General features: G+C 50.1%; 12 protein-coding genes. 9 read left to right on the top strand and 3 right to left on the bottom strand.

Translation table 11 applies throughout. The annotated features are described in order from the left end of the window. Positions 1-167: 167 nt before the first annotated feature. The 7 genes from kdsB to AB1756_08665 all read left to right on the top strand — a co-directional run bounded on the left by kdsB (position 168) and on the right by AB1756_08665 (position 6,898). Positions 168-956, top strand: coding sequence for a 3-deoxy-manno-octulosonate cytidylyltransferase (kdsB, locus tag AB1756_08695; GenBank protein ID MEW5807408.1), 789 nt, complete (start codon positions 168-170; stop codon positions 954-956). Positions 957-1,101: 145 nt separating this feature from the next. After that, a complete protein-coding gene (locus tag AB1756_08690) occupies positions 1,102-2,766 on the top strand; it encodes a CTP synthase (protein ID MEW5807407.1) in 1,665 nt (554 codons plus the stop codon). Positions 2,767-2,818: 52 nt separating this feature from the next. Next, positions 2,819-3,646, top strand: a complete 828-nt coding sequence (gene kdsA / locus AB1756_08685; protein ID MEW5807406.1) for a 3-deoxy-8-phosphooctulonate synthase — start codon at positions 2,819-2,821, stop codon at positions 3,644-3,646. 73 nt (positions 3,647-3,719) lie between these two features. Next, entirely contained in the window at positions 3,720-4,679 is a 960-nt protein-coding gene (locus AB1756_08680) for a KpsF/GutQ family sugar-phosphate isomerase (protein ID MEW5807405.1), read from the top strand. A 63-nt stretch (positions 4,680-4,742) separates the two neighbouring features. Next, a complete protein-coding gene (locus AB1756_08675; GenBank protein ID MEW5807404.1) occupies positions 4,743-5,297 on the top strand; it encodes an HAD family hydrolase in 555 nt (184 codons plus the stop codon). 99 nt (positions 5,298-5,396) lie between these two features. Then, entirely contained in the window at positions 5,397-5,747 is a 351-nt protein-coding gene (locus AB1756_08670; protein ID MEW5807403.1) for a LapA family protein, read from the top strand. Further along, positions 5,747-6,898: a tetratricopeptide repeat protein gene (locus AB1756_08665; GenBank protein ID MEW5807402.1), complete on the top strand. Its 1,152-nt coding sequence runs from the start codon at positions 5,747-5,749 to the stop codon at positions 6,896-6,898. Before AB1756_08670 ends, AB1756_08665 begins: the two co-directional genes overlap by 1 nt. Before the next feature lie 3 nt (positions 6,899-6,901). Here the strand turns inward: AB1756_08665 and AB1756_08660 are convergent, their stop codons facing one another. The 3 genes from AB1756_08660 to AB1756_08650 all read right to left on the bottom strand — a co-directional run bounded on the left by AB1756_08660 (position 6,902) and on the right by AB1756_08650 (position 10,261). Beyond that, the gene (locus AB1756_08660; protein ID MEW5807401.1) at positions 6,902-9,016 is read right to left on the bottom strand and encodes a DUF4388 domain-containing protein; all 2,115 of its coding nucleotides are present in this window, start codon (positions 9,014-9,016) and stop codon (positions 6,902-6,904) included. A gap of 80 nt (positions 9,017-9,096) precedes the next feature. Further along, positions 9,097-10,086: a D-glycero-beta-D-manno-heptose-7-phosphate kinase gene (rfaE1, locus tag AB1756_08655; protein ID MEW5807400.1), complete on the bottom strand. Its 990-nt coding sequence runs from the start codon at positions 10,084-10,086 to the stop codon at positions 9,097-9,099. A 1-nt stretch (position 10,087) separates the two neighbouring features. Next, positions 10,088-10,261: a Trm112 family protein gene (locus AB1756_08650; protein MEW5807399.1), complete on the bottom strand. Its 174-nt coding sequence runs from the start codon at positions 10,259-10,261 to the stop codon at positions 10,088-10,090. A gap of 117 nt (positions 10,262-10,378) precedes the next feature. Here AB1756_08650 and AB1756_08645 point away from each other — a divergent pair, with 117 nt between their 5' ends. After that, complete coding sequence (locus tag AB1756_08645) at positions 10,379-11,575, top strand: glycosyltransferase family 9 protein (GenBank protein MEW5807398.1); 1,197 nt, start codon at positions 10,379-10,381, stop codon at positions 11,573-11,575. Beyond that, positions 11,566-12,696: a lipopolysaccharide heptosyltransferase II gene (gene waaF, locus AB1756_08640; protein ID MEW5807397.1), complete on the top strand. Its 1,131-nt coding sequence runs from the start codon at positions 11,566-11,568 to the stop codon at positions 12,694-12,696. The genes AB1756_08645 and waaF overlap by 10 nt, the downstream gene beginning before the upstream one ends. Positions 12,697-12,788: the final 92 nt, after the last annotated feature.

Genomic DNA, 12,788 nt, shown 5'->3' with positions numbered 1-12,788 from the left:
TATAAATAAATCTATTCAAGCGGTCATTTTGTTTTTCTGATATCCCTTTACTAAAGATTTAATATGATAGCACCTCTCTCAGAATAGAGAAAAGCAATAAAAATATTTTGACTCTGTTTTTGCGTTAAGTTATCATAAATCACCTTTATGAAAGAAGAAAAAAGATTGTGCATGTAACCTGCGTCATTCCAGCCCGTTACCAATCCACAAGATTCCCCGGAAAGCCTCTCGCCAAAATCTCAGGAAAACCGATGCTGCAGTGGGTCTACGAGGGTGTACAGAAGGCCAGACAGATCGACGAGGTCATCATTGCGACCGATGACGAGAGGATCATGGATGTCGCGAGGAGTTTCAGCGGCAAATCCTTAAAGGTTATCTTAACTTCCAGAGAGCATGGCTCCGGAACGGACAGGACCCGTGATGCCGTCAAAAATAGAGCCTGCGAGGTCGTCATCAACGTCCAGGGAGATGAACCTCTCGTGGATGGACCGAGTCTGGACATGCTGATCGAGGAATTCAGAAGACACAGTGGGCTTGAAATGGCAACTCTCGCCGAAGATTTTCGCTCGCCTGATGAGATTTTCGATCCCAACATCGTCAAGGTCGTGACCGATAGGAACGGGTTCGCCCTATTCTTTTCTAGATCTCCCATCCCCTATTTCAAGTCAGGGGGGAGGTTGAAACTGAACTTCAAAGAAGAGCTGGAGAAAAGACCCGATCTCATCGCTCGCTATCTCAAGCATCAGGGGATATACGGCTACAGGAAAGAGGCACTTTTCCGGCTGGCTGAGATAAGATATTCCTCTCTCGAGGAGGTCGAAGGGCTGGAGCAGCTCCGCGCCCTCGAAATGGGGATCAAGATCAAAGTCCTCAAGTCAGGCTTCAGATCGATCGGCGTGGATACCCCCGATGATATCATGAGAGTAGAGAAGGTATTAAGAACCAGGGCAGGTTGAAAGTCTGCCGGTATCAATAGAATTCAAGCCGTTGCTGATATTCAGCACGACATGCACATGAATCTGCGATCACGCGACACGACGATATTTTATATAATATAAAAAATAGTAATAATATGAACTATAATGCCGGAAGGAAGAGGAAATGAAAGGGAACAAGAGGGGGACAAAATACATCTTCATCACCGGTGGTGTCGTCTCATCGCTCGGAAAGGGAATCGCCTCGGCTTCAATCGCGAGGCTCCTCGAGGCGCGAGGTTTCAAAGTCACCTTGCAGAAATATGACCCATACATAAACGTCGATCCAGGGACGATGTCACCCTTCCAGCATGGCGAAGTTTACGTTACCGATGACGGAGCAGAAACGGACCTCGATCTCGGGCACTACGAGCGGTTCACCAGCGTGATCATGTCGAAGAACCACAACTTCACTACAGGCAAGATCTACGAATCCGTCATCACAAGGGAAAGAAGGGGTGATTATCTGGGATCCACCGTCCAGGTCATTCCACACATCACCGATGAGATCAAAGAATCAATCATGAAAGTTTCTGAGGGAGTGGACGTTCAGATCTGCGAGATTGGAGGGACGGTCGGTGATATCGAGTCGCTTCCATTTCTCGAAGCCATCAGGCAATTCAGGCTGGACGTAGGACGGACCAACGCCATCTTCATCCACCTGACGCTCGTCCCTTACATCCGTGCATCGAACGAGCTGAAGACGAAGCCATCCCAGCATTCCGTGAGAGAGCTTCGGGCCATTGGTATCCAGCCGGATATCCTGTTGTGCCGCTGCGAACGCCCCATCCCGCCGGAGCTGAAGAGGAAACTTGCGTTGTTCACCAACGTCACAGAGGATGCCGTCATCACCGCAAAGGACGTGGATACAATCTACGAGGTTCCCCTCTACCTGAGCCAGGAGGGGATAGACGAGATCATCATGAAGCTTCTCGACCTCCCATACCGGAAGAAGAATCTCAAAGACTGGGAGGAACTGGTTTATAAGATCAAGAATCCGAAGGACGAAGTCATCATCGGGATCGTCGGGAAGTACGTCTCCTATGAGGACTCCTACAAGAGCCTCAACGAAGCCCTCTTTCATGGCGGAATCGCGAACAACCTCAAGGTAAACCTGAAATGGATCGAGGCTGAAGAGATCGCCAACGGGAGGTTGAAGGGCGAGCTGGCAAAGGTCGATGGGATCCTCGTTCCGGGAGGGTTCGGGATCCGTGGCGTCACCGGCATGATCGAAGCAATCCGGATCGCCAGAGAAGAGAAGATCCCCTTCTTCGGCATCTGCCTGGGCCTCCAATGCGCCGTCATCGAATTTGCAAGGAACGTCTGCTGCCTAGAAGGAGCCGACTCGACGGAGTTCAACGAGGAGTCGCCTCACAAGGTCATCTACAAGCTGAGAGATCTTCTCAATGTGGAAGAGTATGGTGGAACCATGAGGCTGGGGAAATATCCCTGCCTCCTCTCGCCGGATTCCTTCGCGCTGAAGGCTTACGGGAAGGAACTGATTGAGGAGAGGCACAGACACCGCTATGAGGTCAACAGGGAGTACCTCGATGCACTGAGATCGAAGGGGCTTAAGATCACCGGGCTTTCTCCCGACGGGAAATTCATAGAAATCATCGAGGTCTGGGAAGAGCATCCCTGGTTTCTTGCCTGCCAGTTCCATCCGGAGTTCAAATCCAAGCCTCTGCATCCCCACCCTCTCTTCAGAGATTTCATTGCCTCCAGTTACAGATACAGAGAGACACGGCTGAAGAAACTCACCTGCTCGAAGGAAAGTGAACAGCGGTCTTAAAGTTCCTATGAATAGTTGAGAAGCCAGGATGGATAAGAGATATCAGATGGAGATGCCCACGAGAGAGATCAAGATAACAGACAAGGTTTCCATAGGAGGGGAAGCTCCCCTTTTAATCATAGCTGGTCCCTGCGTGATCGAAAGCGAGGCACATACTCTGAGGCTGGCGGAGAGGATAAAAAGGATCTCCGAGGTAGTGAAACTTCCTTTCGTCTTTAAGGCCTCGTTCGATAAGGCAAACAGAACATCCATAGATTCTTACAGAGGTCCCGGCTTGACCGCGGGACTCAAGATCCTGACAAAAGTTAAAGAAAAATTTTCTCTTCCGGTCCTTTCGGACATCCACGAGAAGACCCATGCTTTTCCGGCAGCCGATGTCCTTGACATCATTCAAATTCCCGCATTCCTATGTCGCCAGACTGACCTTATCCTGGCAGCCGCAAGAACCGGAAAGGTCATCAATATCAAGAAGGGACAGTTTCTCTCCCCCTGGGAGATGAAGAACATCATCGGTAAGGTGGAGCGGGCGGGAAACAGGAACATCATCGTTACTGAGAGGGGAACGACATTCGGTTACAACAACCTGGTCGTCGACATGCGAAGCCTGCCGATCTTGAGGGGGTTAGGATACCCTGTGGCTTTCGACGCCACACACTCGCTACAACGTCCCGGTGGCGAAGGGAAGATGTCCGGCGGAGACGTTGAATTCGTCCCGGCCATCGCGCGCGCAGCCGTTGCCGCCGGCGTGGATGGGGTCTTCTTCGAAGTGCACGACAACCCCTCGAAAGCCCTCAGCGACCCCGCCACCATCTTCAATATCAAGAAAATTAAAGACCTTCTCTTTGTTTTAAAAGTGATTGATTCTGCAGTAAAGTTTTAAAAACTTTTAAGATGGTGGGTTGATAAATGCAGTTAAAAGGCTTTAGTTAATTTACGAGATAAGAAAGATCGATATGTCTTATGTAAAGACTGCGAAAAAGGTTTTGGAGATCGAGGCGGAGGCAATAAGAGAGCTCATCCCGCGTCTCGACGAGAACTTCGCGAAGGCAGTAGAACTCATCGCCAAGTGCACGGGACGTGTCGTCCTGACCGGAATGGGGAAATCCGGGATCATCTGCCATAAGATCGCAGCCACTCTGGCGAGCACGGGAACTCCTGCCCTATTCATGCACCCAGCGGAAGCAATCCACGGAGATCTCGGGATGATCGCAGCCGGCGATGTCGTCATCGCCATATCCAACAGCGGCGAGACGGAAGAGCTCCTGCGCCTTCTCGAGACGATCAAGCGCCTTGACGTCAGGCTCATCTCCATGACCGGTGATCCAGAATCGACTCTGGCGAGACACAGCGATATCGCTCTCAACGTTGGCATCAAACAGGAGGCTTGCCCGATGGGACTCGTCCCGACGGCCTCCACGACCGCATCCCTCGCAATGGGAGATGCACTTGCGCTTGCCCTTGCCGAGAAGAAGGGGTTCACGGCTGACGATTTCGCCATGCTCCATCCTGGCGGCAAGCTTGGTAAGAAGTTGATGAAGGTGGAAAACCTCATGCATGTGGGAGACGAGATGCCAGTCGTAACGATAAGCACCCTCATGAGAGAGGTCATTCTAGAGATGACCAGGAAGAAACTCGGCGTTACCACCGTCCTCGACGAACAGGGCAGGCTTGTCGGGATTCTCACTGATGGAGACCTCAGGAGACTGCTGGAAAGAGAAAAGTACCCTCTTGAGAAAAAAATCGAGGACTGCATGACGAGAACGCCAGTCACTATTTCGAGGAATGAGCTGGCGACGGCAGCCCTGAACATTATGGAGGCAAGGAAGATCACTTCTATCCCGGTTGTCAACAGCGAGGGTAGGCTCGAGGGGATCATACAGATCCACGACCTGTGGCGCATCCAGATGTTTTAAAATGAATCCGAGGCAGGATGCCCCTGCTGTTGAAAATCTTCCGCCTTCAGGGGAGGGATTGATGTGAAGGTGAGAAGAGAGGAATGGAATATGAAGGACGAAATCAGGGAGAGGGCAAAGAAGGTCAAGCTGTTGTTAATGGACGTTGATGGCGTCATGACCGATGGGAAGGTCATCTTCTCAAGTAACGGTGCGGAAGCCAAGGAGTTCGATGCCAAGGATGGGGTAGGGATCAAGATCGCCCAGCGCGTCGGGATAAAGACGGGGCTCATCACCGGTCGGGTCAGCGAGGCCGTCGCCCGCCGCGGCGAGGAACTCGGCATGGATGAGATCCATCAGGGGAAGAAAGAAAAGATCAAGATTTACATGGAAATCATTGACAGACTTTCATTAAAAGACGAAGAGGTCGGCTTCATTGGAGATGATATCATCGATATCCCCATAATGAAAAGGGTCGGTTTTCCGGCTGCCGTAGCCGATGCCCATCCTGCTATTCTTCCATACGCTATTTACACGACATCATCCAGTGGAGGCAGGGGAGCCATCCGGGAAGTCATCGACCTCATTATCAAGGCGCAGGGGAAGTGGAATGCACTCATGAAGCGCTATATATCGTGAGTGGGTTTCAACGTAATCTATTTATCATATCAAAGAAAACCATGATCTAAAAAAGATACATTTCATGATCTAAAAAGACACAAACTATGGAGGAGAACCATGCGTCTTCTCGTCATCATCCTGACCGTTTTTCTTTTCGTACTGATTGTAGCCTTCACCCTTTTCAATCTCAGTGAAAGGGTAAACGTCAGCATATTTTTCACCGAACCGTACATTTATTCCGACGTTCCGCTCTTCCTCGTCGTCATCTTCGCCGTCCTCTTCGGAGCCATCTACACTGGGATCATTGCCCTCGTGGAGGGGATGAACCTTAGGCTCAACAACATGAGATTGAAGAAGACCATCAAGAGGATGGAGAGCGAATTGGATTACCTGAGGAACCTCTCCATCTCGGAGATTTCCAGGGAAGAATCCTCACCGACTTCGAAAGCAAATAAAGAGATCCTCTGATGCGTATCCTGTACTACACCTTTCTCGTCTTCTTCCTGGGGCTCCTGATGGGCATGTGGCTCTACAGGAAACTTTTCTCGTCCCGACCGAAAAAAGTGGGCCTTGATGAATACGAGAGGCTCTACTCGGCGGGGATGAGAAGCCTTGGCATGGGAGACTTCAACAGGGCTGTCGCATCTCTAACTTCAGCGGCGAAACATAGGACTAAATCTTTTGAACTCTTTCTCCTCCTTGGCGATATTTACAGAGAAAAGGGAGAGCCAGAAAAGGCAATCAAGATCCACACTCCACTGAGATTCCGTTCCGATCTGACGGAGAGCCAGAAAGTCATGGTGCTCAACTCTCTCGGACGAGATTACTCCTTTGCTGGCATAAACGATAGAGCGATCCGGTCGTATATGGAGGCTCTCGAGATCGATGATAAGAACCGTGACTCTCTCAAGGAACTCCTCGATCTCTATGAGAAGGAAAAGAAGCTGGAAAGAGCCATCGAGATCTGCCAGAGATTGATGAAGGTGGACCCCGGGATTGAAGACATAAAGCTGGCCCATCTTTACACTGAATTCGGAATCGAGAAGTTCTTCGATGGCAACCTTGATGAAGCGTTGAAGCTCTTCAGGAAAGCATTATCCATTGACGAGGATATTCCTGCTGCTCGGCTGAATACCGGCGATATCCATTTCAGAATGGGAAAACACGAAAAAGCGATGGAAGAATGGGAATCGCTACTAGAAAAGTATTCCGGATACAGACCAATCATCTTAGAGCGGCTGAAAGAGGCTCTGGATGCTCTCTCGGAACCGACCCGGATCGAGAAGATTTGTCTGAAACTCCTCAGAGGGAATTCCGATGACTGGCAGACGAGGCTTTTCCTTTCCGAGCATTATCTTATGGGCAACCAGATGGACATTGCCAAGAGGTACTGCAAGGAAGCTTTCATGATCAACCCTCACTCTCGTTCCGTGCAGAAGCAGCTCCTTAAACTCCTCTCCGGAGAATCCCAGGAAGCCAGAGCATTCACGAAGGATCTCAAGATCTGGGAGCCTCCTCTCTTTACAGACCCTTATCTCTGCAAAGAATGCCGCTTTCAGTCAAACGACTTTTTATGGAAATGCCCCCAGTGCGGAAGCTGGGAATCATTCAGGCTTTGACCTTTACTCTATCTCAACCTGCCGCTTCTCGATTTCTTTCAGTCCCCTGCCGAGCTCTTCCTGCTTCCTTCGCGAGATGAGCTTGCCAACCATATCAAGTTCAGCGGCGAGGAGCATATCGAAGCCGGACCGATAATCATCGATCTCATTCTGGACGATCCTCTTCGCCAGTGCCTTCGCATCCCATTCACCGATCTGCGTGATATTCAGATCTATGAAAGGATTTTTCAGCGCGTCTCCGACTTTGTTCCGGCAGTAGTTGATGAAATTCCTTGCACCCGCTCCCATTTCAGCCCTGATCTTCTCGAATAGGTATCTTTGCTTCTCGTTGAACTTCTCTATGTCATCAAGGATCGCCTCGTCGATCTCGATTTCCTCCTCGGGGATTTCCTCCTTCCCTGCTTCCGCTTCTTCAACGACACCAGCATTTTCGCCGATCTTCATCGCTCGCTCCTGTTCTGTCTCCGCTTTAGCCTCTTCTTCCTTCTTCCCTTCTTTTGCCCATCCAATTTCATTATCTTCTTCTCCTTCCAGATCCCCCTCACGCTTCCATGGAATTGCTTCAATTGCATGCTCGATCCCTGATTCCAGTTTCACGGTCTCCTCCTTTTTCTTAGTTGCTGATAATGCTGGCTGTTCGACCTCTATCTCGCTGGCCTCAACCCGCCTGATGACTCCCAGGACTTGAAGAACCCACAAGAGGCGACACATCTCGAACTCCTTCATTTCGAAGGAGGATAGAATTTCTTGGACTGTCGATGGATTATGAAGCCGGGAAACGATATCCCATAGGACCTTACTGACCGTGATCCTGTCCATGATGTCAAGATAAGCGGCAGTGATGCGCAGGATAGTATCGAGCTCGCCGCATCCCCTGCGGACTCTCGGCCAGCTTCCGATATGATACATGTAATCCATGATAAGATTCTCAAGGGCGATGTCCACCGGAATCCCGGGGGCAGGCGGCTCCTCATCCAGAAAGGTGAACTCTCCCTTCTCGAGTTTCATAACATCGGAGATTATCGTTGAAGCAAACTTCTTCTGCTCCTGTTGTATCTCTTCCCTTGCAAACTCTTCTTCAATGGCCCGTCCGCACTCGGAATCGTCCTTGGAGAATTCGGAGATCCTCCTCAGAAAGGAGACCCGCTCTTTTCCACCCTTAAAAGCCAGGAAATAGAGGAAGGAAACATCCTCATCGGGGATATATATGGATAAGAGCTTCCCTTCTTTTAACCGGAGTCCCACCTGCAATGATTCTCCATGGAGGTAGAGAGTACCGCTCTGGCGTGAGGTGATCAGTCTACCGAACAGGTCGATAATATCCAGAGTTTCCAGGTTCCCGCGGAAACCGCCTCCCCGCAGGAAAGCTTTCAAGACAGGAGATGATTCCTCCTCGATCAGGTCCAGCAGTTTCAGCGCGACCATTGTCTTGACAACGAACAATGTATCGAGTCCGGTCTGTTCCTGGATCTCCTCGACGGAGGATGGATTTCTGAGTTTATCCACGATCGTTTCTTGCTCCGCCAGGAGGAAATGCGAATAGGTTTCTACTTCGTACTGCGGGCTCAGCATGAACTTCTTCTTCAGGCTTCCAAGAGATCTGAGAAGGATCTTGAAATCCGTTATTCTCTGAACCCCCTGTAGGATTATTTCGAACGTGCTCAGGTTCAACGTTATGAGTTCGTTGGTTGGAAGTTCTCCATCCACAAATCGGTAAGCGCCGCTATCCCAGTTGAAGACGCTGAAGATGATGTTCTTCACCTGGTCGATGACTCCTTCCACCACGTCTTCCGTATTCATCGCTGATGAATCAGCAAGGATGGTTCCTATCCTTTTCCCCTTGCCAAGCTTCTGGATCGCGTCTTCGAGATGAGAGTACCGGATCTTACCTTTCTGGAGCAATATTCCACCAAGACGATCGCTCCATTCCGAAGAGCTGGCAAAGATGATGCTCCCCTCTCTGATATACAGGGATTTGATCGCTTCTCCCCTTATAAAATGAAGAACACCGGTCACGCGGCTTTTGCAGACTGAATGGATTATCTGGGGAACGCTCAGTCCTTCGATCCTGGCAAATTCGGCTGGATATATATCATCGGATGAAAAGATGGTATTCATCACATTCTCCAGTCATTTACAACTGCGAGATATTTTTCATCTATAAATTAATCCCTGTGATAAATCAAGTCAAGATAAATTCAGACGGATAATGACTCGAGGAGTTCTTCGGGATGGACCATGGCGGTTCCAATCTTCCCGACAACGATGCCCGCCGCATGGTTGGCGATGATGGAAGCTTCCATGAGGGATGCACCTGAAGCAAGGGATAGTGCAATTGCCGATATGACGGTATCCCCCGCTCCTGTCACGTCGTAAACCTCTTTTGCCACGGTCGGGATCTGGATGGGCTTTCCCCCTTTCTGGAACAGGAGCATCCCTTTCTCTCCCATGGTGATGAGTACGCCTCGGCATCGGTTTTCTCTCATGATTTTATTGCCTGCCTTCAGGATGTCTTGATTATTCTTGAATTCGATGGCCGTCACCCGGGAAGCCTCCAGCAGATTGGGTGTGATGATCGAGGCAGGTTTGTAATGAGGGAAATTGGTCAGCTTGGGATCAATTGCCACCGGGATCCTGGCCCTCCAGGCGACCGGAAGTACTTTGCGCAACAATCTCTTCGTGATAACTCCCTTGTCGTAGTCGGAGATGATGAGACATGAACAGGACTTTTCCAGCCTTTGGATGATTTTCTTTATCATCCTCGCCTCCAGGGCATTGGAGAGAGGCTGATCCATTTCCCGGTCGATCCTGACGACCTGCTGACTGTGAGCAATGACGCGCGTCTTCATAGTCGTCTTGCGAGAATGATCCTCGAAGAGACCATCAGTATCCGTCCCGATGTTTTTGAGCTTCCTTACGATCTCCTTTCCCGCATGGTCATCACCGATGACTGAGAAGCAGGAAGCTTTGCCTCCAAGTGAAGCGATGTTGGAAACAACGTTGCCCGCTCCTCCAAGCAGAGCCGTCTCCCGGCTCAGTTTCACGACGGGTACCGGAGCCTCCGGAGAGATCCTGCTCACGCTTCCCCAGATGTATCGATCCAGCATTATGTCGCCGATGATGATGATAGTCTTCCCCTGAAAGGCAGAGATGATCTCATTGGCACGCGACTTTGAAATCTCGTTCATCTCATTCCTCTTCTACTATTGCCTCATCGATGAGCATGATGGGTATATCATCGCGCACTGGATAGACGCGCTTGCACTGGATACACTTGAGTCCGCTTCCATCCTCCTTGGGCTTGACAGCCGTCTTGCAGACCGGACAAGCAAGGATCTCGAGGAGCCTCTCGTCAATGGCCATGTCACATTTCCTTTATTCAGGCTGATTTATAACAGATTATCCCCCTGATTGTCAAAACTTCTGTTCAAATATGATATATAATTTTAAAAAATGGAGTGCCGACCGAAAATATTGATCGTGAGGCTGGGAGCTATCGGGGATGTTGTGAGGACCCTTCCCTCGCTTCATCTCATCAGGAAGAGATTCCCGGCAGCATGGATCGCCTGGGCTGTCGAGGAGAAATCTCTGGAAATCCTCCTCGGAAATCCCGATCTGGACGAAATCATACTCGCCGAGAGGCAGAGATGGGCTCAACTTCTGAAGAATCCTTTTAAACTTCCTGAAGTGGTTTCGGAGATTTCAAAATTCCTGTCCGGGTTGAGAAGAAAGAAGTTCGACACTGTTGTAGATTTTCACTCCTCGATCAAGAGCGGGATCATTTCCCTGGCAACTGGAGCCGCCGAGAGGATCGGGTACACTGCGAGATATTCGAGAGAATTCAACTTCCTCTTCAACAACATCAGGATGTCGCTGAGGCAGAAGAGGGTCAGCCGGATGGAAAGAAACTTCACCCTCCTGAGACACTTTGGCATCGAAGCGGGAGAGATGAAAGGGAATAAGCCGAGCGTGATGAAGGATAGTATGGCTGGCGATGAGAAGGAAATGATTAAGGACAAGATAAGGAGTGAGATAAAGGAAGAAAGCAGGAATAAAGGAAAATTTGAAATACAGGCTGAGATTGTAGTATCGGATGAGGATAGGATCTACATCGATTGTTTCCTGAAGCGCGAGAATCTCGAGGACAATAAAAGAATCATCGTCTATCCTGGAGCAAGCAGGAGACAGGCTTACAAGAAGTGGGACGCAGATAATTATGCATCACTGGCAGGAATGCTTGTGAAGAACACTGAATTCGCTCTGATCCTGGCATGGGGTCCGGGAGAGATGGATGAGTGTCAGGAAATCGCCAGGAAAGCAAAAGCTTCGATCTGGTTTTCTCCTTCCTTGCAGGAAAGGATCCGCATAGCGCCGGAAACCTCCCTCAAACAGCTTGCCGAGTTGATACGAAGATGCCATCTCTTCATCGGCGGGGATACTGGAGCCATGCACATCTCCTGCGCTGTAAGGACTCCATGCGTAGTTCTTTACGGCCCGACAGACCCGGTCATAAATGCTCCATGGGGAGAGCATTATAGAGTCGTGCACGATGATGCGATTGCATGCTCCCCCTGCCGGAAGAGAAGCTGCCGGAAAGGAACATGCTTCGAAAACCTGACACCGGAAGTCGTCTTCAAAGAAACTCAAGATTTCATCAAAGAAATGAAATGCAGATAAAAGATGTAGAAAAATTCGATCCCGCAAGGATCAAGATGATTCTCATACGGGTGAATAACTGGATCGGCGATGTTGTCATGATTTCCCCTGCCATGCGGAGCATTCGAGAACATTTCAGCAATGCGAAGGTATCAATCCTTGCCAGGAGCTGGGTCGTGGAGACTTTGAAGGGAAACCCGTTCTACGATGAGCTTATCGAATACGACAACCTCGGGATGCACAGGGGATTGACGGGTAGGTGGAGATTGATCCAGGAACTGAAAGAACGGAAGTTCGACCTTGCCATCCTCTTCCAGAAAGCCTTCGAGGCGGCTTTCCTCTCCTTTCTTGCAGGGGTACCTCTGCGCGTGGGTTACGACACCGACCGGAGAGGTTTTTTCCTCTCCCACAAGATCCATGAGACGACCGAAGCAAGAATGAAACACCACGTCGAGTACTTTCTCGATATCGCCCGATTCATCGGATGCGACATAAAGGACAAAAACCTTTACTTCCATTTCGGAGAGGAAGAGAGAAAGAAGGCTTCGGAGATCCTCGGCAAGGAAGGCTTGCCCGGGAAAGATGCATTCCCCGTGGTTGTCATTAACCCTGGAGCCTCGAAGCCGGAAAGACGGTGGCATTACGAGCGATTTGCAGAGCTTGCTGACAGGCTTAATGAACGTCTCGGCGCCCGCATCGTTCTCACTGGAGGCAATGTTGATCGAGAGGGAACGGGAAAGATTCTGGCAAAGATGACAACCGGATCAAAAGCGCTGGACCTGACCGGGAAGATCTCCATTAAAGAGTTCGGCGCTTTGCTCGAGAAGAGCTCGCTTTTCATCGGGAACGACAGCGGGCCGATGCATGTCGCCGCCGCTGTGGGCGCTCCCGTTGTTGCCATCTTCGGTCCGGGGATTCCCGAAAAGACGGCTCCATTTGTAGACGCTCCCCGGTATTTAGCCATCACCAAGAAGTTTTCCTGTGCCCCATGCAGGCAGGATTTCTTCAAAGAATGCAGTCCGGCTCCCTCTGGAAGGCCTTACTGCATCGAAGAGATCTCCGTTGACGAGGTCTTCGAAGCTTCTGCTCTGCTGTTATCGAGAAGTTTCCCGGGATCGCAGGCTGCTGCGTTCAAAGCTTAAGAACTTTTTCATTGACTCATGAAAGTGCTGCAGGCATATAGCTCATCTCGATGGATGAGGATCATGATCATCGATTCAATCTATATTTACTG

The sequence above is a fragment of the Acidobacteriota bacterium genome, assembly GCA_040752675.1.
GTDB lineage: Bacteria > Acidobacteriota > Polarisedimenticolia > JBFMGF01 > JBFMGF01 > JBFMGF01.
This window is presented reverse-complemented; position numbering and strand designations above follow the sequence as displayed.

Bases quoted from the DNA above. Each gene is read 5' to 3' on its own strand.
- waaF (MEW5807397.1), top strand. From the start codon at position 11,566: ATGCAGATAAAAGATGTAGAAAAATTCGATCCCGCAAGGATCAAGATG.
- AB1756_08690 (MEW5807407.1), top strand. From the start codon at position 1,102: ATGAAAGGGAACAAGAGGGGGACAAAATACATCTTCATCACCGGTGGT.
- AB1756_08680 (MEW5807405.1), top strand. From the start codon at position 3,720: ATGTCTTATGTAAAGACTGCGAAAAAGGTTTTGGAGATCGAGGCGGAG.
- AB1756_08665 (MEW5807402.1), top strand. From the start codon at position 5,747: ATGCGTATCCTGTACTACACCTTTCTCGTCTTCTTCCTGGGGCTCCTG.
- AB1756_08670 (MEW5807403.1), top strand. From the start codon at position 5,397: ATGCGTCTTCTCGTCATCATCCTGACCGTTTTTCTTTTCGTACTGATT.
- AB1756_08660 (MEW5807401.1), bottom strand. From the start codon at position 9,016: ATGAATACCATCTTTTCATCCGATGATATATATCCAGCCGAATTTGCC.
- AB1756_08650 (MEW5807399.1), bottom strand. From the start codon at position 10,261: ATGGCCATTGACGAGAGGCTCCTCGAGATCCTTGCTTGTCCGGTCTGC.
- rfaE1 (MEW5807400.1), bottom strand. From the start codon at position 10,086: ATGAACGAGATTTCAAAGTCGCGTGCCAATGAGATCATCTCTGCCTTT.
- kdsA (MEW5807406.1), top strand. From the start codon at position 2,819: ATGCCCACGAGAGAGATCAAGATAACAGACAAGGTTTCCATAGGAGGG.